At 30.8% G+C, this 24,050-nt stretch carries 16 protein-coding genes; all 16 read left to right on the forward strand.

The window, feature by feature from the left end; translation table 11 throughout:
* Nucleotides 1–364 precede the first annotated feature (364 nt).
* The 16 genes from ACULEV_RS03560 to ACULEV_RS03635 all read left to right on the forward strand — a co-directional run bounded on the left by ACULEV_RS03560 (nt 365) and on the right by ACULEV_RS03635 (nt 23,698).
* Nucleotides 365–8,458 carry a T9SS type B sorting domain-containing protein gene (locus ACULEV_RS03560; protein ID WP_445457303.1) on the forward strand — a complete coding sequence of 2,698 codons (8,094 nt, stop codon included), beginning with the start codon at nt 365–367 and terminating at the stop codon, nt 8,456–8,458.
* A gap of 51 nt (nt 8,459–8,509) precedes the next feature.
* A complete protein-coding gene (locus ACULEV_RS03565; RefSeq protein WP_445457304.1) occupies nt 8,510–9,430 on the forward strand; it encodes a PorP/SprF family type IX secretion system membrane protein in 921 nt (306 codons plus the stop codon).
* 108 nt (nt 9,431–9,538) lie between these two features.
* Entirely contained in the window at nt 9,539–11,482 is a 1,944-nt protein-coding gene (locus tag ACULEV_RS03570; RefSeq protein WP_445457305.1) for an OmpA family protein, read from the forward strand.
* A 145-nt stretch (nt 11,483–11,627) separates the two neighbouring features.
* Nucleotides 11,628–13,598 carry a peptidylprolyl isomerase gene (locus ACULEV_RS03575; protein ID WP_445457306.1) on the forward strand — a complete coding sequence of 657 codons (1,971 nt, stop codon included), beginning with the start codon at nt 11,628–11,630 and terminating at the stop codon, nt 13,596–13,598.
* Nucleotides 13,598–14,446, forward strand: coding sequence for a hypothetical protein (locus ACULEV_RS03580; RefSeq protein ID WP_445457307.1), 849 nt, complete (start codon nt 13,598–13,600; stop codon nt 14,444–14,446). Before ACULEV_RS03575 ends, ACULEV_RS03580 begins: the two co-directional genes overlap by 1 nt.
* Nucleotides 14,430–15,788 (forward strand): peptidylprolyl isomerase, encoded by a 1,359-nt coding sequence (locus ACULEV_RS03585; RefSeq protein ID WP_445457308.1) that lies wholly within the window; start codon nt 14,430–14,432, stop codon nt 15,786–15,788. Before ACULEV_RS03580 ends, ACULEV_RS03585 begins: the two co-directional genes overlap by 17 nt.
* Nucleotides 15,789–16,006: 218 nt before the next feature.
* Nucleotides 16,007–16,960 (forward strand): AAA family ATPase, encoded by a 954-nt coding sequence (locus tag ACULEV_RS03590; RefSeq protein ID WP_445457309.1) that lies wholly within the window; start codon nt 16,007–16,009, stop codon nt 16,958–16,960.
* Nucleotides 16,961–17,219: 259 nt separating this feature from the next.
* Complete coding sequence (locus tag ACULEV_RS03595; RefSeq protein ID WP_445457310.1) at nt 17,220–18,860, forward strand: hypothetical protein; 1,641 nt, start codon at nt 17,220–17,222, stop codon at nt 18,858–18,860.
* The gene (locus ACULEV_RS03600; RefSeq protein WP_445457311.1) at nt 18,848–19,288 is read left to right on the forward strand and encodes a hypothetical protein; all 441 of its coding nucleotides are present in this window, start codon (nt 18,848–18,850) and stop codon (nt 19,286–19,288) included. Before ACULEV_RS03595 ends, ACULEV_RS03600 begins: the two co-directional genes overlap by 13 nt.
* 31 nt (nt 19,289–19,319) lie before the next feature.
* Nucleotides 19,320–19,787 carry a hypothetical protein gene (locus ACULEV_RS03605; protein WP_445457312.1) on the forward strand — a complete coding sequence of 156 codons (468 nt, stop codon included), beginning with the start codon at nt 19,320–19,322 and terminating at the stop codon, nt 19,785–19,787.
* A 14-nt stretch (nt 19,788–19,801) separates the two neighbouring features.
* Nucleotides 19,802–20,278, forward strand: coding sequence for a hypothetical protein (locus ACULEV_RS03610; protein WP_445457313.1), 477 nt, complete (start codon nt 19,802–19,804; stop codon nt 20,276–20,278).
* A 115-nt stretch (nt 20,279–20,393) separates the two neighbouring features.
* On the forward strand, nt 20,394–21,008 hold the full coding sequence (locus ACULEV_RS03615; RefSeq protein ID WP_445457314.1) for a hypothetical protein: 615 nt from the start codon (nt 20,394–20,396) through the stop codon (nt 21,006–21,008).
* A 6-nt stretch (nt 21,009–21,014) separates the two neighbouring features.
* On the forward strand, nt 21,015–21,476 hold the full coding sequence (locus tag ACULEV_RS03620; RefSeq protein WP_445457315.1) for a hypothetical protein: 462 nt from the start codon (nt 21,015–21,017) through the stop codon (nt 21,474–21,476).
* Nucleotides 21,477–21,634: 158 nt separating this feature from the next.
* Nucleotides 21,635–22,192, forward strand: a complete 558-nt coding sequence (locus ACULEV_RS03625) for a hypothetical protein (protein ID WP_445457316.1) — start codon at nt 21,635–21,637, stop codon at nt 22,190–22,192.
* A 329-nt stretch (nt 22,193–22,521) separates the two neighbouring features.
* Nucleotides 22,522–22,878 carry an AHH domain-containing protein gene (locus ACULEV_RS03630; RefSeq protein WP_445458515.1) on the forward strand — a complete coding sequence of 119 codons (357 nt, stop codon included), beginning with the start codon at nt 22,522–22,524 and terminating at the stop codon, nt 22,876–22,878.
* 130 nt (nt 22,879–23,008) lie between these two features.
* On the forward strand, nt 23,009–23,698 hold the full coding sequence (locus ACULEV_RS03635; protein ID WP_445458516.1) for a DUF1963 domain-containing protein: 690 nt from the start codon (nt 23,009–23,011) through the stop codon (nt 23,696–23,698).
* The last annotated feature ends 352 nt before the right edge of the window (nt 23,699–24,050 follow it).

The raw sequence follows: 24,050 nt of genomic DNA on the forward strand, positions 1-24,050 counted from the left end.
TAATTAATTCCGATGAAATATAAAATATAATCGATTAAGTGCGGTGTAGTATTTATTCTACAGAAGAAAGCCTACCAAGAATGCAAATATCTTAAAAATATCTTAATAGTTTTGCTCAAAATTTGTGTATTGTTTAATAAGAATATAATACACTTTTATAAATGCTATTAAGTAAATATATAATAATGAGGAGATCATTATTAATTGATTTTTTAAGAGAAAATCAGAAAACAGGTATTTCTACCTGTTTTTAATCAAATGGCATGTTTTATTTTTGCAGGCAGTTTTTAACGTTATTTACTATAAAGGTGTAATAAGTGTTAATATTTTTTTTGTATGATAATTAAATAAATATATGATAAGGATGAAATTATTACGATTTGATTTTTTTAGTTTAAAAAAAGTAGCAACAGGGTATTTGTTAAAAATATCTGTTTTCTTACTTCTTTTCTTTAGTCAGTTTATCTCTTCTCAAAATATTTCAGGAGTGATAAACAATTATACGGCAGTAACAAATATTAATAATCCAGCATGTTTGCCTTGTGATGCAAATTGTATTCACACAATCACAGTAGTTGATGCATCTGCATTTGCTGTTGGTGATAAAGCTTTAATTATTCAAATGAAAGGAGCTACAATTTCAACTGCAAATAATGCTACTGGAGGTTCAGTTACAGCAATAAATGAAGCAGGAAATTATGAGTTTTTTGAAGTGGGTTCAATTGCAGGAAATGTGATTACTCCAAAATATGCTTTGATAAGAAACTATAATATTGCAGGGAAATTACAAGTGTTAAGAATCCCAGATTTAAATGATGCAAATATTAATGCAACACTAACAGCTGCACCTTGGGATGATGTAACAGGTACAGGTGGAGTTTTAGCCTTATCAGCAAATACATTAACTTTTAATGCAGATATTGATGTACAAGGTTTAGGTTTCACAGGAGTTGGTATGCCTTTTAATGGTACACCAGATAATTGTACAATAAACCCAAGTACTCAAATGGTTTTAGCTAATACTAATAACAGTTCATTTACTAGAGGTGAAGGGATTGCACTTTTTGATGCATTAACCGATAGAGGTCGTGCTCCTCGAGCAAATGGAGGTGGTTCTGGTGTTTCTGGTGACTCTGGTGGTGGTGGAGGCTCAAATTTTGGAGCAGGTGGAGAAGGAGGTAAGAGATGGTGCGATGTAAGTGGCTTAAATGCTGGTGGAGTGGGTGGTTTTTCAATGACGCCTTATTTAGCCTTAGATAAAGTATTTTTAGGTGGTGCAGGTGGTCCAGGTTTTGTGACTACAAATAACCCTTCTTCTGCTGCAAATGGTGGTGGAATTGTAATAATTTTTGCTAATGACATTATTGGAAATGGTTTCCGTATAAATGCCAATGGTCTTTCACCAGTTGCAGTAAACCCTGTTGGTGCCCCAGATGGTGGTGGTGGTGGTGGTGCCGGAGGTAGTGTAGTAATTAAATCTCCATCGTTTACAAGTAATTTGATTATTGATATAAATGGTGGTCAAGGGCAAGATTTAAATACAGCTTCACATCATGGACCTGGTGGTGGTGGTGGTGGTGGTGTTTTTTTATATTCTTTAGCCAGCTTACCAGCAAATGTTACTTTAAATGCAAATGGTGGAATTGGAGGGGTGCATTCAGATGCATTTAGAAATGATTCACAAGATGGTCAGTCAGGAGGAAGTATATCGTTATATACTCCAATCGAAAACCCTAATTATACTGGTAATAATGATAATGATGGTGTAAGTTTAGATTGTGATTTGGATGATGACAATGACGGAATATTGGACACAGATGAATATGCTGCAGGACTACCAGATCCTTTAGGAGATGATGATGGAGATGGAGTTCCAAATTATTTGGATCCAGATTTAACTGGTTTTGTAGATGATAATAATGATGGAATTAACGATAATTATGATACTGATTTAGATGGAACATTAAATCAATTTGATTTAGATTCAGACAATGATGGTTGTTCTGATGCTAATGAAGCATATAATTCAACAACAGCAGACAGTAATGGTGATGGAACTTATGGAGGAGTTATTGGTGCTAGTGAAGTTGATGCTAATGGTCAAGTTATTGGTGCTGCTTATTCAGTTCCTAATCCTAATACTTATATTGCAACAAGTGTTTCAGTAACTACTCAACCAACAAATCAATCTACTAATGTTGGGGGTAATGAAACATTTTCAGTAGTCGTTTCTGCTATAAATACTACAGCATTTGTTAATGGTACCCCAGATTATACCTTGCCAGTTCCTGCATCTGATGTTTCAGGAGGAACAGTTTATCAATGGCAAGAAGATTCTGGTTCAGGTTTTGGAAACATTACAGATGGAGGTATTTATAGTGGAGCTAATACAGCAACTTTAACGTTGACTGGAGTTACTGCTCCTATGAATGGATATAGTTATCAAGTGATTATAACTCATCCAAACAATATTTGTACTAATATAATATCTTCTACAGCTATATTAACTTTAATCGATGCAGTAGACGATACTACTCCAGCAGATTTATCAAGTGTAAATGGATTAACAGGAGGAATTGCAGGTGATGTTACAACAAACGATACCTTAAACGGAGTTGCAGTAGTTGACACAGAAATAACAATAAGTGTAATTGCAGATGGTGGATTAACAGGCGTAAGTATTGCACCTAATGGCGACATTAGTGTTCCAGCAGGCACACCAGCAGGCACTTACAATGTTACTTACCAAATCTGTGAGAACTTAAACCCAACCAATTGCGATACAGCAATCGCTACAATAGTAGTTGATGCAGCTGTAATCGATGCAGTAGATGACGACTTTAGTAGCACACCAGTTGCAGTAGGCGATTCTACACCAACAGTAGTTACTAATGACACTTTAAACGGTAATCCAGTAGTAATAGGCACTAATCCAGGAGAAGTAAGCCTAACCGGTATTACAGTTCCATCAGGCTTAACCTTAAATACAGACGGAACCATCACAGTAGACCCAAACACAGCCTCAGGCACTTACTCAGTAGTCTATGAGATTTGTGAAATAGGAGCTACACCAGCAAATTGCGATCAAGCTACCGCAACGGTAGTAGTATTGAATGTAATCGATGCAGTAGACGACGACTTTAGTAGCACACCAGTTGCAGTAGGCGATTCTACACCAACAGTAGTTACTAATGACACTTTAAACGGTAATCCAGTAGTAATAGGCACTAATCCAGGAGAAGTAAGCCTAACCGGTATTACAGTTCCATCAGGCTTAACCTTAAATACAGACGGAACCATCACAGTAGACCCAAACACAGCCTCAGGCACTTACTCAGTAGTATATGAGATTTGTGAAATAGGAGCTACACCAGCAAATTGCGATCAAGCTACCGCAACGGTAGTAGTATTGAATGTAATCGATGCAGTAGATGACGACTTTAGTGGAACTCCAGTTTCAGTAGGCGATTCTACACCAACAGTAGTTACTAACGATACTTTAAACGGTAATCCAGTAGTAATAGGAACCAATCCAGGAGAAGTAAGCCTAACTGGCATTACAGTTCCATCAGGATTAACCTTAAATACAGACGGAACCATAACAGTAGACCCAAACACAGCCTCAGGCACTTATTCAGTAGTCTATGAGATTTGTGAAATAGGAGCTACACCAGCAAATTGCGATCAAGCTACCGCAACAGTAGTAGTATTGAACGTAATTGATGCAGTAGACGACGACTTTAGTAGCACACCAGTTGCAGTAGGCGATTCTACACCAACAGTAGTTACTAACGATACTTTAAACGGTAATCCAGTAGTAATAGGCACTAATCCAGGAGAAGTAAGCCTAACCGGTATTACAGTTCCATCAGGATTAACCTTAAATACAGACGGAACCATCACAGTAGACCCAAACACAGCCTCAGGCACTTACTCAGTAGTATATGAGATTTGTGAAATAGGAGCTACACCAGCAAATTGCGATCAAGCTACCGCAACAGTAGTAGTATTGAACGTAATTGATGCAGTAGACGACGACTTTAGTAGCACACCAGTTGCAGTAGGCGATTCTACACCAACAGTAGTTACTAACGATACTTTAAACGGTAATCCAGTAGTAATAGGAACCAATCCAGGAGATGTAAGCCTAACTGGCATTACAGTTCCATCAGGATTAACCTTAAATACAGACGGAACCATAACAGTAGACCCAAACACAGCCTCAGGCACATACTCAGTAGTCTATGAGATTTGTGAAGTAGGAGCTTCACCAGCAAATTGTGATCAAGCTACTGCAACAGTAGTAGTATTGAACGTAATTGATGCAGTAGATGACGATTTTAGTAGCACACCAGTTGCAGTAGGCGATTCTACACCAACAGTAGTTACTAATGACACTTTAAACGGTAATCCAGTAGTAATAGGAACCAATCCAGGAGAAGTAAGCCTAACTGGCATTACAGTTCCATCAGGATTAACCTTAAATACAGACGGAACCATAACAGTAGACCCAAACACAGCCTCAGGCACTTATTCAGTAGTCTATGAGATTTGTGAAGTAGGAGCTGCACCAGCAAATTGTGATCAAGCTACTGCAACAGTAGTAGTATTGAACGTAATTGATGCAGTAGATGACGACTTTAGTAGCACACCAGTTGCAGTAGGCGATTCTACACCAACAGTAGTTACTAATGACACTTTAAACGGTAATCCAGTAGTAATAGGAATCAATCCAGGAGAAGTAAGCCTAACTGGCATTACAGTTCCATCAGGATTAACCTTAAATACAGACGGAACCATAACAGTAGACCCAAACACAGCCTCAGGCACTTATTCAGTAGTCTATGAGATTTGTGAAGTAGGAGCTGCACCAGCAAATTGTGATCAAGCTACTGCAACAGTAGTAGTATTGAACGTAATTGATGCAGTAGATGACGACTTTAGTAGCACACCAGTTGCAGTAGGCGATTCTACACCAACAGTAGTTACTAATGACACTTTAAACGGTAATCCAGTAGTAATAGGAACCAATCCAGGAGAAGTAAGCCTAACTGGCATTACAGTTCCATCAGGATTAACCTTAAATACAGACGGAACCATAACAGTAGACCCAAACACAGCCTCAGGCACTTATTCAGTAGTCTATGAGATTTGTGAAGTAGGAGCTTCACCAGCAAATTGTGATCAAGCTACTGCAACAGTAGTAGTATTGAACGTAATCGATGCAGTAGACGACGACTTTAGTAGCACACCAGTTGCAGTAGGCGATTCTACACCAACAGTAGTTACTAATGACACTTTAAACGGTAATCCAGTAGTAATAGGAACCAATCCAGGAGAAGTAAGCCTAACTGGCATTACAGTTCCATCAGGATTAACCTTAAATACAGACGGAACCATAACAGTAGACCCAAACACAGCCTCAGGCACTTATTCAGTAGTCTATGAGATTTGTGAAGTAGGAGCTGCACCAGCAAATTGTGATCAAGCTACCGCAACAGTAGTAGTATTGAATGTAATCGATGCAGTAGATGACGATTTTAGTAGCACACCAGTTGCAGTAGGCGATTCTACACCAACAGTAGTTACTAATGACACTTTAAACGGTAATCCAGTAGTAATAGGAACCAATCCAGGAGAAGTAAGCCTAACTGGCATTACAGTTCCATCAGGATTAACCTTAAATACAGACGGAACCATAACAGTAGACCCAAACACAGCCTCAGGCACTTATTCAGTAGTCTATGAGATTTGTGAAGTAGGAGCTGCACCAGCAAATTGTGATCAAGCTACTGCAACAGTAGTAGTATTGAACGTAATTGATGCAGTAGATGACGACTTTAGTAGCACACCAGTTGCAGTAGGCGATTCTACACCAACAGTAGTTACTAATGACACTTTAAACGGTAATCCAGTAGTAATAGGAATCAATCCAGGAGAAGTAAGCCTAACTGGCATTACAGTTCCATCAGGATTAACCTTAAATACAGACGGAACCATAACAGTAGACCCAAACACAGCCTCAGGCACTTATTCAGTAGTCTATGAGATTTGTGAAGTAGGAGCTGCACCAGCAAATTGTGATCAAGCTACTGCAACAGTAGTAGTATTGAACGTAATTGATGCAGTAGATGACGACTTTAGTAGCACACCAGTTGCAGTAGGCGATTCTACACCAACAGTAGTTACTAATGACACTTTAAACGGTAATCCAGTAGTAATAGGAACCAATCCAGGAGAAGTAAGCCTAACTGGCATTACAGTTCCATCAGGATTAACCTTAAATACAGACGGAACCATAACAGTAGACCCAAACACAGCCTCAGGCACTTATTCAGTAGTCTATGAGATTTGTGAAGTAGGAGCTTCACCAGCAAATTGTGATCAAGCTACTGCAACAGTAGTAGTATTGAACGTAATCGATGCAGTAGACGACGACTTTAGTAGCACACCAGTTGCAGTAGGCGATTCTACACCAACAGTAGTTACTAATGACACTTTAAACGGTAATCCAGTAGTAATAGGAACCAATCCAGGAGAAGTAAGCCTAACTGGCATTACAGTTCCATCAGGATTAACCTTAAATACAGACGGAACCATAACAGTAGACCCAAACACAGCCTCAGGCACTTATTCAGTAGTCTATGAGATTTGTGAAGTAGGAGCTTCACCAGCAAATTGTGATCAAGCTACTGCAACAGTAGTAGTATTGAACGTAATCGATGCAGTAGACGACGACTTTAGTAGCACACCAGTTGCAGTAGGCGATTCTACACCAACAGTAGTTACTAATGACACTTTAAACGGTAATCCAGTAGTAATAGGAACCAATCCAGGAGAAGTAAGCCTAACTGGCATTACAGTTCCATCAGGATTAACCTTAAATACAGACGGAACCATAACAGTAGACCCAAACACAGCCTCAGGCACTTATTCAGTAGTCTATGAGATTTGTGAAGTAGGAGCTTCACCAGCAAATTGTGATCAAGCTACTGCAACAGTAGTAGTATTGAACGTAATCGATGCAGTAGACGACGACTTTAGTAGCACACCAGTTGCAGTAGGCGATTCTACACCAACAGTAGTTACTAATGACACTTTAAACGGTAATCCAGTAGTAATAGGAACCAATCCAGGAGAAGTAAGCCTAACTGGCATTACAGTTCCATCAGGATTAACCTTAAATACAGACGGAACCATAACAGTAGACCCAAACACAGCCTCAGGCACTTATTCAGTAGTCTATGAGATTTGTGAAGTAGGAGCTTCACCAGCAAATTGTGATCAAGCTACTGCAACAGTAGTAGTATTGAACGTAATCGATGCAGTAGACGACGACTTTAGTAGCACACCAGTTGCAGTAGGCGATTCTACACCAACAGTAGTTACTAATGACACTTTAAACGGTAATCCAGTAGTAATAGGAACCAATCCAGGAGAAGTAAGCCTAACTGGCATTACAGTTCCATCAGGATTAACCTTAAATACAGACGGAACCATAACAGTAGACCCAAACACAGCCTCAGGCACTTATTCAGTAGTCTATGAGATTTGTGAAGTAGGAGCTGCACCAGCAAATTGTGATCAAGCTACCGCAACAGTAGTAGTATTGAATGTAATCGATGCAGTAGATGACGGTCCAACAACAATCACTGTTCTAACAACAGGTCCTATTTCTGGTGGTTCGGTTTTAGGAAATGATACTTTAAATGGTACTCCGGTAACAATAGCTAATACAGATGTTACACCAACTACAGATGGTCCTTTGAGTATTGATGTGGATGGAAATGTAACAATCGCGCCAAATACTCTTGCAGGAACATATACGATAACCTATCAAATTTGTGAAACGGGAGCCACTCCTGATAATTGTGATACAGCAACAGCTACATATATTATAATTACAGATACGGACGGAGATGGAGTTACAGATGTAGACGAGATTGCTGACGGAACAGATCCAGATGATTTTTGTGATTTTGTTGCAGAAAATGTAACATTACCTCAGTCTCAAGAATTTTTAGATGCAGATTGTGATAATGATGGAATTTCTAATGAAGATGAATATGGACCAGATCCTAATGACCCACTTGATAGTGATGGAGATGGTGAGTATGATTTCTTAGATGATAATAATCATACGCCATCTGAAGATGATTTAGAAATATATAATTTGGTAACTCCTAATGGAGATAATGACAATGATGTTTTTGTAATAAGAAACATAGAGTTATTTCCAAATAATACAGTTGAGATTTACAATCGTTGGGGAGTATTAGTTTATGAAGCAACGGGATATGGTCAAAACGGTAAATATTTTAGAGGAGTTTCTGAAGGAAGAGTTACAATAAGTCAATCATCTGAATTACCAGTAGGAACTTATTTTTACATCGTAAAATATGTGAAAGATAACGGAGAAGGAAAAGAACGTTCAGGATACTTATATATTAATAGATAAAAACCTAATAGGGGTGAAAACCCCTGTTAGTAATTATAAAAAGTGAAAAAAATGAAAAAAAGAATATTATTTATAGCTTTTATTTTAGCGAGTATTATGTCATACTCACAACAAGATTCACAGTTCACTCAATATATGTATAACACTGTTAATATAAATCCTGCATATGCTGGTTCAAGAGGTGTTTTAAGTATATTTGGTTTACATAGAAATCAATGGGTAGGTTTAGATGGTGCTCCAGTAACCAATACATTTTCTTTAAATACTCCAATTTCTAAATCAAAAATGGGTTTAGGATTATCCTTTATTAATGATAGAATTGGTCCATCTGATGAAAATACAATTTCAGTAGATGTATCTTATTCTGTTCCTACTTCTGAGAATTTTAAATTATCTTTTGGAGTTAAAGGAACTGCTAATTTGTTGAATATCGATTTTACTAAGTTAAGTCAATATGATCCAGGAGATGTTTTAGGAACAACTAATATAGATAATAAATTCTCACCAAATATAGGTGCTGGAGTTTATTATCATTCAGATAGAAGTTATATTGGTTTTTCTGTTCCTAATTTTTTAGAAACCGAACATTTCAATAAAGAGAATTCTACTGCTTCGATAGCTTCTGAAAGAATGCATTATCATTTAATTGCAGGTCATGTTTTTGATTTAACCGGAAATATAAAGTTAAAACCAGCAGTTCTAGGAAAACTAGTTCAAGGTGCTCCACTACAAGTTGATATTTCAGCCAATTTTTTATTCAATGAGAAGTTCACATTTGGAGCAGCCTACAGATGGAGTGCTGCTGTAAGTGGAATGGTTGGTTTTCAAGTTTCAGATTCTTGGATGATTGGTTATGCTTATGATATGGAAACAACAAAATTAGCTAAATATAACTCGGGTTCTCATGAGATATTCTTGAGATATGAATTGTTTAAAAATTACGATAAAGTGGTATCACCTAGATTCTTCTAATAAATTGATGATTATGAAATCGCTATCAAAAATGTCTTTGTGTATGTTAATACAAATGATAAATAAGGTGATACCATATGTTACCTATAAAAAATAAAATCTAAACACATGAAATTTAAATACATATTATTCACATGCCTATTTAGCTTTTTATCACTTTCTGCACAAAAAGCAAAACTTGAATCGGCTGACAATAAATATAAAGCTTTAGCTTATATTGATGCTATTAAGATTTATGAAAAAGTTGCTGAAAATGGATATGAATCAGCAGAATTATTTCAAAAATTAGGAAATTCCTATTATTTTAATGCTCAATTAGAAGAAGCTGGAAAATGGTACGAAAAACTTTTTGCTTTAAACCAAGATATTGATGCTGAGTATTATTATAGATACGCACAGTGTTTAAAAGCAAAAGAAGACTATACAAAAGCAAATGAATATTTAAGTAAGTTCACTCAAAAAACTTCCTCAGATGATAATCGTTCTAAACTGTATAGAGAAAATATAAATTATTTATCTGATATAAAAAAAATATCAAATAGATATACCATAGAAAATGCGGGAATAAATTCTGAATATTCTGACTACGGAGCAGCTATCTATAACGAACAATTAGTTTTTGCTTCGGCAAGAGACACAGGTAGTGTTTCTACTATTAGAAGTAAATGGACGAATCAATCTTTTACTAATTTATATACTTCAAAAATAAATACAGATGGAACTTTAGACGCTCCTGAACCCTTATCAAGAAAGGTTAATTCTAAGTTTAATGAATCAACTCCTGTTTTTACTAAAGATGGTAAAACGATGTATTTTACAAGGAACAACTATATTAATGGTAAGAAAAGAACAGATAGTGAAAAAACCATACTTTTAAAATTATACAAAGCAACTTTTGATGGTATAAATTGGAAAGATGTTGAAGAACTACCTTTTAATAGTAATGAATATAGTGTGGCTCACCCAGCATTAAGTCCAGATAATAAAACATTATATTTTGCTTCAAATATGCCAGAAACAAAAGGACAATCAGATATTTTTAAGGTTGCTATTAATGATGACGGTACTTATGGAAAACCTGAAAATTTAGGATTAAAAGTGAATACAGAAGCCAGAGAAACTTTTCCTTTTGTATCTAGCGACAATGTTTTATATTTTGCATCAGATGGTCAATTAGGGCTTGGTGGTTTAGATGTTTTTGCTGTTAAATTATATGAAGATGGATCAATTTCTAAAGTAGTAAATTTAGGTTCACCTTTAAATGGACCTCATGATGATTTTGCATTTTTAATAGATTCAAATTCAAAATTAGGGTTCTTTTCTTCTAATCGTAATGAAGGTAATGGGTATGACGATATTTACAAACTAAAAGAATTAAAACCTATAGAGTTTGAATGTAAACAAGTAATTGTAGGTCTTATAACTGACGCTGAAACTGGTGAAATTGTAAAAAATGCAAGTATTACTTTATTAGATAGTGAAATGAATAGTGTTTCTGAAGTGATGGTTGATGAAGAGGGTAAATATCGTTTCGAAAATTTAGAGTGTGGTAAAGTTTATTATGTAAGAGGTGCTTTACCAAAATATGAAACCGTAGAAAGATCTGTTAAAACAGATAAAATTTCTGGGGAAACTGAAGTGAGTTTACAAATAACTAAAAAACTTAAAACAGTTGGAATTGGAACCGATTTAGCTAAAACATTTGATATAAAAATAATTTATTTCGATTTAGATAAGTCTAATATTCGTAAAGATGCAGCAGTAGATTTAGCAAAAATTGTAGAAGTAATGAAACAAAACCCTACTATGAAGGTAGATATTCGTTCTCATACAGATAGCCGTCAAACAAACATGTATAATGATAAATTATCCGAAAGAAGAGCACAATCTACTATGAAATGGATGATTAAAAATGGTATTGATGCAAACCGTCTTACAGCTAAAGGATATGGAGAAAATCAATTAGTCAATAAGTGCGCTGATGGTGTTGAATGTTCAGAAGAAGAGCACCAAGCAAACAGACGTAGTGAATTTATTATTACTGCTTTATAACCATAATTTTTTACTCTAAAAAGCATCAAGAAATTGATGCTTTTTTTATTTATTTAAAATTTTTGTTAATAGCCCAACATATAGTTGCAATATAAGTTTGAATTATTATTTTTGTGGGTTGGAAATAAAAAAAACTAAAAATCTTATGAGAAACATTGCATTTATTTTAATTTGCTTTTATTCTTCATTCTTTTTATCTGCACAAGAAAAAGAAACATTGTTCACAATAGATGACCAACCTTTTTACACAGATGAGTTTGTAAGAGTCTATAATAAAAATTTAGATTTAGTAAAAGATGACTCTCAAAAAGATTTGGATAAATACTTAGAACTTTTTTTAGGATATAAATTAAAAGTTCAAAAAGCAAATAAATTAGGTTTGCAAAACGAAGCTAAATATCAAAATGAATTAAACTCTTATAGAACACAATTAGCAAAAAACTATTTGAATGATTCTAAAGTAACTAATTCATTAATTGAAGAAGCTTATGAAAGAACAAAAAACGAAGTAAGAGCTTCTCATATTTTAGTACTTGTAGATGAAAGTGCATCTCCAGCAGACACTTTAAAAGCTTACAACAACATAATGAATTTAAAAGCACGAGCAGAAGGAAGCGAAGGTTTTGATGCTGTGGCAGCTAAATATTCAGAAGACCCTTCAGCAAAAGATAACAAAGGAGATTTAGGTTATTTTTCAGCCTTTAAAATGGTTTATCCTTTTGAAAATGCAGCTTATAAAACTCCAGTGGGTACTATTTCTAATCCATTTAGAACTCGTTTTGGGTATCATATTATAAAAGTAACCGATAAAAGAGAAAATAGAGGTGAAATTACAGCAGCTCATATTATGATTTTAAAACCCAATAATAAAGAGACTACTGCAGAACTTGAACTTAAAGCAAAACAAACCATTCAAGATATTTATAAAAAAATCCAACAAGGAGAAAGCTTTGAAACACTAGCAAAACAATTTTCAGAAGATAAATCGAGTGCTGTAAATGGGGGCGTTTTGCAACGTTTTGGAGTAGGACAATTAACTTCTATCGAATTTGAAAATGTTGCCTTCTCTTTAAAAGATAAAAATCAAATTTCTGAGCCATTTGAATCTAAGTTTGGTTGGCATATTGTAAAACTTATAGATAAACATCCAGTTCAAAGTCTAGACGAAATGCGTTACGAATTGGAAAATAAAGTAAGAAGAGACGAAAGATCTTTAATTATTACAAATACACTTGCTAAAAAAGCAAGAAGCAAATATCCTGTAACGATAGGCAATAAAACTTTATTAAAAGTAAAATCGATTGTAACTAATGATTATTATAATCAAAGTTGGAATGTTCCAGAAAACTTAAACGGGTTTGACGGAGACATTGTAGTTATAAATAATGTAGAAAAAGTAAAAACAAAAGACTTTTTAAATTATTTGGTTACCCAACAAAAAGGAAATGTAAAAACTAGACCTATTTCAAATTTAGTTGATGAACTTTTTGAAAAATGGCTAGATGAAAAACTAATTGAATATTACGATAACAATTTAGAAAACGAATTTCCAGAATTTAAATACGTAATGGATGAGTATAGAGATGGATTATTGTTATTTGATTTAATGGAAAAAGAAATTTGGATAAAAGCAAAAACAGATACTATAGGATTAAATAATTTCTATGAAAATCATAAAAATGATTACCTGTGGAAAAGAAGACTAGATGTAGATTTATTATCTTCTACTGACAGTAAAATTATCAAAAAAGCACAATCCTATCTTAAAAGTGGAAAATCTTTAGAATATATTAAAGAGAAACTCAATAAAGACGATAAGATTAACGTTATGGTTAAATCAGGACTTTTTGAAGAAGATTATGATATATTACCAGAATTTAAAATAGATTCAAAAGGAGTAACAGCTATTATTTCAAAAGAAAATTATTTTTTTACAGCACTAGTTAAAGAAGTAAAACCATCTGAACCAAAAACAATTGCAGAATGTAAAGGAAAGTTAATAAACGATTACCAACAATATTTAGAAAATAATTGGGTAAACGAACTTAAAAAAGAATTTACCATTCAAGTTAATCAAGCTGTATTTAATAAAATTAAAAAACAACTAAATAAATAATGAAGTTCTTTCAAATAATCATACTTATTATCTTAACAACATCATGTGACTATTTTAGGAAACCTAAAGAACCTATGGCTGTAGCAAGAGTTGGTGATGATTATTTATACAAAAAAGACATTCAAAATTTAATACCAAAGGGAACATCAAAAGCAGATAGTCTAGCCATTGTAAAAACCTTTTTAGACCGTTGGGCTACACAAAAACTGTTATTCAAAGGAGCAGAACTTAATCTATCAGAAGAAAAAATAGAAGAATTTGCAGCATTAATTAACCAATATAAAATCGATTTATATACAAAGGCTTATATAGAACAGTTAGTATTCAAAAAAATAGATACAGTAGTAACAGAAGTAGAAATAAAAGAATACTACGAAAAAAACAAACAGTTTTTTAAAAACCCTACAGAACTAGTTAAACTACGCTATATTAATTTAGTTAAAGAAAATCCAAAGTTTGAGAATATTAGAGCAAAGTTTACTTCCTTTGCTAAAAAAGATATAAAATATCTTGAAGATTTATCAATACAGTTTAAAAGTTATGCATTTAACGATTCCATTTGGGTAGATGTTAACCAAGTATTTGAAAAACTACCATTTATAAATCTTGAAAATAAAGATAGATATGTAGTTGACGGAATCAATTATCAATATCCAGATTCAACTACAGTTTGGTTAGTAAAAGTCAATAAAGTATTACCAAAAGATAGTGCAACACCATTACAATTTTTAAGACCCACTATCAAACAAGTAATCATTAATAACAGAAAATTAGAATTAATAAATACAATAGAAACGGAAATTACAAATGATGCTATCAAAAATAAAAAATATGAAGTTTATAAATAAAGAATCAATTCTTGTCCTTTTTTTGGTTTCGGTAACCACTATTTTTGCTCAGGCACCTAAAGAAAAAGTGGACGGAGTTGTAGGTGTAGTAGGAGATTATGTAATTTTAGATTCAGATATCGATTTAGAGTACATACAGTTAAAAGCACAAGGAGTAGATACAAAAGACATAACACGTTGCGAGTTGTTTGGAAAACAATTAGAAGACAAGTTATATGCACATCAAGCCATTCAAGACAGTATTATTGTTACAGACGAAGAAGTAAATTCTTATATGGATCAACAAATCGATGCAATGGTAGAGCAAGTAGGTTCACTAGACAAAGTAATTGCTTTCTATCGTAAAAAAAATATCGATGAATTTCGTTCTTATTTCTTCGATATTATCAAGAATAATAAGCTAACGTCTCAAATGCAAAAGAAAATTGTAGACGAAGTAGAAATTACACCCGAAGAAGTTCGTAATTTTTTCAAAGGTATTCCAAAAGATGAAATTCCAACTTTTGGTGCTGAATTAGAAGTAGCACAAATTGTGATAAAACCAGTAGTTGCAGAAGAAGAAAAACAAAAAGTAATAGACAAATTAAAACAAATTCGTAAAGAAGTTTTAGAAGGATCAAGTTTCTTTAGTAAAGCAGTTTTATTTTCTGAAGATCCTGGATCAAGTTCAAATGGAGGTTTTTACAAGATGAACCGTAAAACACCATTCGTAAAAGAATTTAAAGATGTAGCCTTTTCATTAGGAGAAGGAGAAATTTCAGATCCATTTGAAACAGAATTTGGTTACCATATTATTATGGTAGAAAAAATAAAAGGACAAGAAGTAGAATTACGTCATATTCTAATTGCTCCAAAATACACACCAGAAGCACTTAAAGAAGCAAAAGAAAAAATCGAATCAATTCGTTCAAAAATTATTAATAAAGAAATTTCTTTTTCAGATGCTGCAAAATCATCTTCAGATGAAAAAGAAACACGTAATAATGGAGGTGTCTTATTAAACCCAAGAACACTAGAACCACGTTTCGAATTAACAAAAATGGATCCTTCTCTTTACGGACAAGTTTCCTCATTGAAAGATGGAGAAATTTCACAACCTATTTTAAGCGATGGCCAACAAGGAACTGGTAAATTTTATAAAATTATCACTGTGAATAGTAGAACAGAAGAACACACAGCAGATTTTGCTCAAGATTATTTAAAAATTAAAGAATTAGCATTACGTGATAAGCAAATTAAAACCATTGGAAAATGGACAGAAGAAAAAATAGAAGAAACCTATATAAAAATTAGTCAAGACTACAAATCATGTGAGTTTACTAATAATTGGATAAAAAAATAAGAAGAGTTTACTTAATTTTTTTTAATAGAAGCGAATGGTTAGGGCAAATCAGTAAATGAATTTCCTGCCATTCGCTTTTATCTTTTTAACTTTTATAGAAAAGTTAAAAAGGATACCACTACTGTCAGGGCTAAATAGTAAATGTCTTTTATTTTTGTAAGTATTTTTTCTTACATTAGTAACCTATAAAATATAACGTTAAAAATACCACCACATATATGTCAGATGTAGCAACCATTCAACAATTGGTAGAAAAACAAAAAGCATTAAAACAAGAAATTGCAAAAGTAATTGTAGGGCAAGACGAAGTCATCAATCAAATCGTATTAAGCATTTTTGCTGGAGGACATGCACTATTAATAGGTGTTCCAGGATTGGCGAAAACCTTAATGGTAAACACCATTTCCCAGGCTCTAGGATTAGATTTCAAACGCATACAGTTTACACCTGATTTAATGCCTTCTGATATACTAGGAAGTGAAATACTCGATGAAAACCGTCATTTTAAATTTATAAAAGGACCTGTTTTTTCTAATATTATTTTAGCAGACGAAATTAATCGTACACCTCCAAAAACACAAGCTGCTTTATTAGAAGCCATGCAAGAAAGAGCAGTTACTGTTGCCGGGCATAATTACAAATTAAGTTTGCCCTATTTTGTATTAGCAACACAAAACCCTATTGAGCAAGAAGGAACTTATCCATTACCAGAAGCACAATTAGACCGTTTTATGTTTGCTATCAAACTAGAATATCCAAGTTTTCAAGAAGAAGTAGATGTAGTAAAAGCCACTACTTCCGATTTTAAACCACAAGTTAATCCATTATTTACAGCAGAAGAGATTATTCATTTTCAAAATGTAATTCGTAAAATTCCTGTACCAGACAATGTAATTGAATATGCAGTAACCTTAGTAAGCAAAACCAGACCAGACAACACTTTAGCAACAGATTTTGTAAAAACCTATATCGATTGGGGAGCAGGACCAAGAGCCTCGCAAAACCTAATTTTAGCAGCCAAAACACAAGCAGCTTTAAACGGTAAATTTTCACCTGATATAGAAGATGTACAATCAGTCGCAACAGGAATCCTACGTCATCGTATTGTAAAAAACTACAAAGCAGATGCAGAAGGAATTTCAGATGAAGCTATTATTAAGAAGTTGTTTTAAACTTATAAAATAATTTAATCCTTTCCTTTTTGGGTAGCCAAAAGGAAAGGATTAAATTATTTTTCGTAAAAAATCATTCTCTCTCTTCTTTTTTTATAAAAAAACTTATTCTTTTTAAAAAATACACTTTTGTAAGAATTTGTACGTATTTCTACGTAGGAAAAACCCTAAAAATACGTGTAAATACGTATTGACTACCATAAATATTAAATTTATTTTTGCCATAAAATTATTTACAGTAAATTTAAAAATCTATTCCATGAAAAAAATCAAATTATTATCTTGGTTTCTGTTAGTTATCTTTTTTACCAATTGTGAAAAAGAGGAAGTTGCTACAGAAATAAAAGAGGATAATATAGTAAGTATTAGTTCTAGCAAAATCTCAATATCTGAACTGTATAACGAAATACAAACACCAGAAATTAAAACAATTTTACAAAACAAATCTTTTTATAAACTTAGCAATGATTCTTTTTCAAGAATAAATGATGCGAATGTTACTTTCATTAAAATTCAAAAAAGAGATAGTCTAACAACTTATATTTTAAATCTTAATTCTTATTCGCAACAAAATCCTTATTTTCTAAAGTTTATTATAACAAAAAATTATAATGAAACTGAAAAAGTAGGTTACCTAAAATACATTCCAACAACACCAACTGTGTTATTAGATTTAAAATCATTTACTGGTGAAGCTCAAATTTTAAATAACGAATTAGAGATAACTGCATCAACACAATTTATTAATGGAGTAAAACAAGAGAATCAAAGTAAAACAGAAAACCTTTTAAGAGGAAGATGTAGAGATTTAATCGATATAGTAGAAGTAAAATGCAGTCATTCAGGAGAACATGGTGTAGGAGAATCATGTAATACAGGTTATATTAACGATGCACATTATGAAATTTACATTACTACTACTTGTAATGATCCTTCAACACCAGTTGAAATTATAGACGATACTTCAAACCCTAATTTATATAATGATGGAGCAGGTGGAAGCATAACCGATGTACTAGAAAATATTTTAACTCCTGAAGAATTACTTTGGTGGAATAATGCTAATGTAAATACTAAAAATGCAATTTTAGATTATTTAAATCCTAGAGTAAATGACGGTGAAGCTTGGATGTTTGTAAAAGAAGCCATAAAGGCTTTAAAAGATGGTGGTGAAGTGGATTTTTATAATGAGATTATAAATAAATTAGAAGGGAAAGCTTTATGTATTTATAATAAATTACAAAATTTAAGCACTGGTTTTAATAATGCGATAAATAAATTTGATGGTCAATTTACAATTGCACATTTAGAATTTAAATTGGATAGCACAGGAGAAACATTAGCAGTATATGAAAATGGAAATATTATTTCTTATGATAGAGCTAATACATCTTTTCCTGATGCAAATAACTTAATAACTATAACGCTAAACAATGTACCTCCTTCAAATATAAATAATAATAGTGTTAATCAACAACCTAATTTATTAGTTGCTCAAACAATCATCCATGAAATTATTCATGCAGAATTTTTTAGACAGATTATAGAAGCTGTTAATCAAGGTAATTTAGTTGGAATTACTAACCAAAATGTTTTAGATGCTCTTGAGAATAGTAATTATAATTTATTATATGAATATTTTAGAAATTATAAAAATTGGAGCCATACCTATATGGCTGCACATTATAGAGATGTTATTGCAAGAACAACTCAAGAATTTATAACAGGAATTGCTGTTCCAGATACTCAACAGCCAGAACAACTATATTTAGACTTGGCTTGGAGAGGATTAATGAATAATACTGTATGGGAAAATCTTTCAAGTTTTCAAAAAGTACAAATTGAAAACATAATAAATAATTATTTAATTAATAACTCAAACCAAACATGCATAAATTAATTAATATTTTGGCAGTTACTGTCTTTGCTCTTCAAATTTCTTGTAAAGCACAAAGTAACAATACTGTTTACCTCTATTTTGAAGATCAAAAAGAGGTGGATTGTTTTAGAGATGAATCTGACAAGAAAAGTAATGAAACTGTAATTAATTATAAAGGAAAAATGTTTAAACATAGTTTAGGAGAGAAGATTTTTTTTAATATATGTTTAGAAAGATTTTTATTAATAAATGATACAAAAATTGAGAAAATAAAATCTAATACTGTAAATAAATTAAAAACAGTAAACTTTGATTACTTTATTAAAAGATTAAAAGAATCTGATATGTTTTCTAAGAGATATGTTTTTAATAAAATATATTTTATTGAAAAAATAGATGAAAATGAATATCTAAAATATGAAGTTTATTGGTTTGATGCAGAGAATTGATTTAACATGCTAATTTTCAATAAAATACAAAATGAAAATTTCAATTGTAATAATTAACTTTCTTATTTCATTTTCTCTTTTTTCACAACAAAGAAAAGATCAAATAAAAACAAACATACAACTTGAATTGGATTCAAATTGTTTTAGAAAACAAAAATTTTATTCAGCAGAAGAGAAAGGAGTTATTTTAAATAATGAATGTAAAACAGGGCCAAGTTTTTTATTTAGTGACAATTGTAAAGCAGATACGCTTTCAATTTCCAAATTGAAAGATTATAAAATTTCTTCAATTGAAGAAATAAAAAAAATGGAGAAAAAATGGAGAAAAGAACGATTCAAAGAAGTTCAAAAGAAGAATAAAGATACAGGTACTTATAATTTACCTATTCATACTTTTGACAAAAACTATATTTTTGAAACTTATTTAATCGAAATTATTTCTGATCAACAATTTATCGTTTATCCTGTAAAATGGAGAGGACAAGGAATAAAAATGTAAAAAAGTTATAATAGATGAAAATAGTAGCTTTATTATTGTTTTTTAATGCTTTTTTTATATGCTATTCGCAAAAAGGTGTTAAAGAAATATATCTATTTATAGATAAAAACCCAGTTGTTGAAGTTAAAAATGATACTTTATTATTTCAAAAGTTTGTAATTGATTTTAATGAGAATTCTAAAAATAAAGAGATTAATCTATCTATAGATAAAGAACGAACATTAATAAAAAGTTTCAAAATAAAGCCTTCTAATAATAGAAATTTAAACTTGGTTTACAGGAATGAAAAAAACCATAATATTCCAATAATAGTTCAAAAAAAAGATATCAAAAATGTTTTATTCTATAATGAAATTATTGAAAGTATGAATTCTGAAAATTTTTCTGAAATAGTTTCTAAATTTGACTTGTATCTTATAGAAAAAGATAAGGATGACAAGGAATATTTTATAGCAAAAAAAGTCGTCTTAGAAAAATTATCAGGACTTTAAATAAAAAATGTTAGTTTAAAACTAACATTTTTTATTCTTTGCTCCATTGAAAAACCTCCTAGTCAATAAGCAATTGCAAATAATTTTTTTTTAACAGAACAAAACAACTTAGAAGATGATACCTCTTTACCTATTAAAGAAACACCATGTCAGTAAAATTTATTTTATTTTCATTATAATTATTTCTTATGCATGTTGTAATAAAAACATTATACATAGTGGAGATGATGATTATATAATCATTAATGATATATTAAATAATAGAAATGTAAAAAAGTTAAAAGAATTAGACCTGTTTTTTGAAAAAAGCAATAATAATATTATAACTATTTTTGAAGAATTAGGTTTTTATGAAAGCCAAAACAATAAAATTAAAATAGATAGTATTAAATCTGAATTAATCTTCAATGCTAAAGATTATGATTCAATTATTGAAAAAGTATTTAATAAAAAAGAGTCTAAAAATTTTATATCTCAAAAGATTACCACTAAATGGAATAAAAAATACATTGAGGATAAAAAAATTAATATAACAAAAAAATTAATTAATTATATAAGTATATCTAGCCCTATTTATTCTAATGAGAGGAATATAGCATTAGTACAAGTAGAAACTCCAACATTAAGTTCTATATATATTTATGTTAAAAATAATAGCACTTGGAATCTACATAAGTTAATTGCTACAAGGTTTAAACACCCAAAAGTTCAAATGTTTATAAAAAGCTAATTTTTAATGAAAATTTCAATTGTAATAACTAGTCTACTTTTTTATTCTTCTATTCTGTTGGGTCAAAATACAAACAAAATAAAGATATATGTTAAAACAGAAATAGATTCCAGCATATTTAAAATACAAAAAGAGTATAGTAAAGCAGAAAAAGGTTATGTTTTTATAGATAAATCTAGAGAAAGTTTTTTATTTAGTGACAATTGTAAGGCAGATACACTTTCAATTTCTAAATTGAAAAATTATAAAGTTTTTTCGATAGAAGAAATAAGAAAAATGGAAAAAAAATGGAGAAAAGAGCGATTTAAAGAAGTTCAAAAAAAGAATAAAGAAACAGGTACTTATAATTTACCTATTCATACTTTTGACAAAAACTATATTTTTGAAACTTATTTAATCGAAATTATTTCTGATCAGCAATTTGTCGTTTATCCTGTAAAATGGAGAGGACAAGGAATAAAAATGTAATATATATATGGCTTACAATTAAACAAAGATTAAAATATAATTATCCAATAATGACAAATGGTGGTAGAGTAAATTTTAATTCTTCTAACTTAAATGTAATACCTACTCAATACCAAACTGTTAGTTATGGAACAGGCAATTGTAATTAATATAAATTTATGCTTGATATATATAAAAATTTGATATACAGTTTTTATCCAAAAAATATTTGTTCTTTTAAAGATAGTGAAACATACCTTAATACAAAGGAATATTTATTACTTAGAAAAACTATTGATTATTTTGAAAAACAAAATACTAATGAAAATATTCTTTCAATTTTAAAATTGAAAATAAATGATATTGAAATAAATGATAAATCACTTTTAAGCTGGAACGATAGATGCTTAACTTACGAAATAAATATTATAGAAAACTCTACCTTGTATAGAATTGTTATAAATTTAAGTTTAATAATCCCTTTTTATTTAATACAAATCTTTCAAAATAAAATTAATAAAAAGAATTTACAATGGTTAGATTACCCAAAAATAACTAATCCTGATAAATTTCAAAATATTACAGAAAAAATATCTAGTGTAATAGAAAAAGATCTCGGTTTTTATAAATTTAATAATAATTATACTGATAAAATAATTAGCAATATTTCATTTGAAGATATTACTTTTGGACAATTTACTTACTTTAATGCTTTTTTTAAAAATGAAAAAATTTAAACTTTTTTACCTCTTATTTTCAATAATAATATTGTTATATTTTTATTTTGAAGAACACTTTTACATGATAGATTTACATGATACATATTACTTAATAAGCTACTTTTATTTAACAATGCCTATTTTATTAATAATTTATCTTTTAATAATTTTATTTTTGAAAAAAATGAAAAATCAGTAGAGTTTTTCTCTCTCGTTATAAGATATGGAATAGACTGTTGTTGTTGTAAATTGGATAAAATATGCTATTAAAATTGTCGATGCATCACAAACAGTTACAACTATTGTGACAAAGGTTAGACTTACTTGGAAAGTAAATAGGCAATACAATTGATTTTGACAATAGAAGTCAGCTAAGAAAAGTACTTGGTTTAGCAGTAGGCAATGCAGATCAAGCACATCATATTTTACCATGTGTATGGAGAAATCATGATGTGATACAAAATGCAGCAAAATCTGGTAATGCTTTTCATATGAGTGAAGCTTTAAATGGAATTGCTGTTGCTGCATGGAGAAATCAGCCTAATCATAACACCTACAATAGTCTAATTAAAAATAAGCTTGATGCTTTACCAACAAATTTAAATCCAAATGAAGCATATACAGCATTAGTAAATATTTTAAATCAAGCTAAACAAGCAATTATAAATAATCCAAATACACATTTAAATGATTTAATATTTTAGGTATGTTAAATAGATATATGAATTAATAAATAACTCAGATATAAACGAGAAAGAAAAAATAAAATCGTTATTACTGCAATCAATTTGTTTCAAGACTGAATCAAGAACTTCAGAATTAAATAAATCAAAGATTGGAGGAAATCCATTTATTTCTGATAAAAATTGGCCGTTATACAATGGAAGACCTTTACTATTTCTATGTAAATTATCTTTAGATCAAATTAATAAAATAAATAATTCACTAAAATTAAAAGGCAATTTATTTTTCTTTATACTTTTAGAAGATATTGGTAATAGATATCCCACTAAAAAAGGAGAGTTTAAAGTGCTTTATTTTGAGGATAATGTTCTTGAAAATGACAAAAATAATTACTTTAAAATTAAAGAACATTCAATTTCTTTTTTTGAGCATTACACTTTTCCATCTTTTCAAGAGTGTATTATAGAAAAGAATAATATCTCTGATGAAGACATTGAAATAATTGAAGAGATAGAATCTGAAATTTATTTACCAATAGATGAAAATCTAGACATTAGTCATCAAATACTAGGACATCCGAAAGCGGTTCAAGGAAGTGTAAGATTTTGGTGGTCTAAACAATATTTTGGATTTGAAGAAGATACTAAACTTTCTGAAATAGATTTCAAAAGAGTAAGACAAGAAGAAAACAATTTTATATTACTTTTACAATTGAACTTTGATGATGCTAAAATAGAAGTTGATTATTTTGGGAATAGTGTTGCATATTTTGGAATTCATAAACATGATTTAGAAAATAAAAATTTCGAAAATGTAAAATTGATAATACAAAACACTTAAAATAATTCACACTAATAAATTATTTGATTTAAATAATATAATGAAAAAGAAATTCTTTTAAAATATTATCCTTTAGAAATTATAGAATCATTTGAAAATATAGAAGGTTTTATCACAACATATAAAATTGAGAAATTAGAAATAAGATGAAATGTAATTTGAAACAGGGTCATTTTTACTAACACTTTATGATATCAATTTTCTTGTAATAGAAAGAATGAAAGATTCTAACTTTCATGGCTTAGTCAAAATTTAATAGATTAAACTCCAATTCTTGAAACAAACAAGTATAAAACATTGATTTAACATTATATTATAAAAAATTAAAATTCTGTAGGAGGTATTTTTAGTA

This window comes from Flavobacterium sp. HNIBRBA15423 (assembly GCF_052655965.1).

Coding starts and splice junctions, on each gene's coding strand:
- ACULEV_RS03605 (WP_445457312.1), top strand. CDS start 19,320: ATGAAAATTTCAATTGTAATAATTAACTTTCTTATTTCATTTTCTCTT.
- ACULEV_RS03580 (WP_445457307.1), top strand. CDS start 13,598: ATGAAGTTCTTTCAAATAATCATACTTATTATCTTAACAACATCATGT.
- ACULEV_RS03615 (WP_445457314.1), top strand. CDS start 20,394: ATGATACCTCTTTACCTATTAAAGAAACACCATGTCAGTAAAATTTAT.
- ACULEV_RS03560 (WP_445457303.1), top strand. CDS start 365: ATGAAATTATTACGATTTGATTTTTTTAGTTTAAAAAAAGTAGCAACA.
- ACULEV_RS03610 (WP_445457313.1), top strand. CDS start 19,802: ATGAAAATAGTAGCTTTATTATTGTTTTTTAATGCTTTTTTTATATGC.
- ACULEV_RS03620 (WP_445457315.1), top strand. CDS start 21,015: ATGAAAATTTCAATTGTAATAACTAGTCTACTTTTTTATTCTTCTATT.
- ACULEV_RS03590 (WP_445457309.1), top strand. CDS start 16,007: ATGTCAGATGTAGCAACCATTCAACAATTGGTAGAAAAACAAAAAGCA.
- ACULEV_RS03570 (WP_445457305.1), top strand. CDS start 9,539: ATGAAATTTAAATACATATTATTCACATGCCTATTTAGCTTTTTATCA.
- ACULEV_RS03600 (WP_445457311.1), top strand. CDS start 18,848: ATGCATAAATTAATTAATATTTTGGCAGTTACTGTCTTTGCTCTTCAA.
- ACULEV_RS03625 (WP_445457316.1), top strand. CDS start 21,635: ATGCTTGATATATATAAAAATTTGATATACAGTTTTTATCCAAAAAAT.
- ACULEV_RS03565 (WP_445457304.1), top strand. CDS start 8,510: ATGAAAAAAAGAATATTATTTATAGCTTTTATTTTAGCGAGTATTATG.
- ACULEV_RS03595 (WP_445457310.1), top strand. CDS start 17,220: ATGAAAAAAATCAAATTATTATCTTGGTTTCTGTTAGTTATCTTTTTT.
- ACULEV_RS03575 (WP_445457306.1), top strand. CDS start 11,628: ATGAGAAACATTGCATTTATTTTAATTTGCTTTTATTCTTCATTCTTT.
- ACULEV_RS03585 (WP_445457308.1), top strand. CDS start 14,430: ATGAAGTTTATAAATAAAGAATCAATTCTTGTCCTTTTTTTGGTTTCG.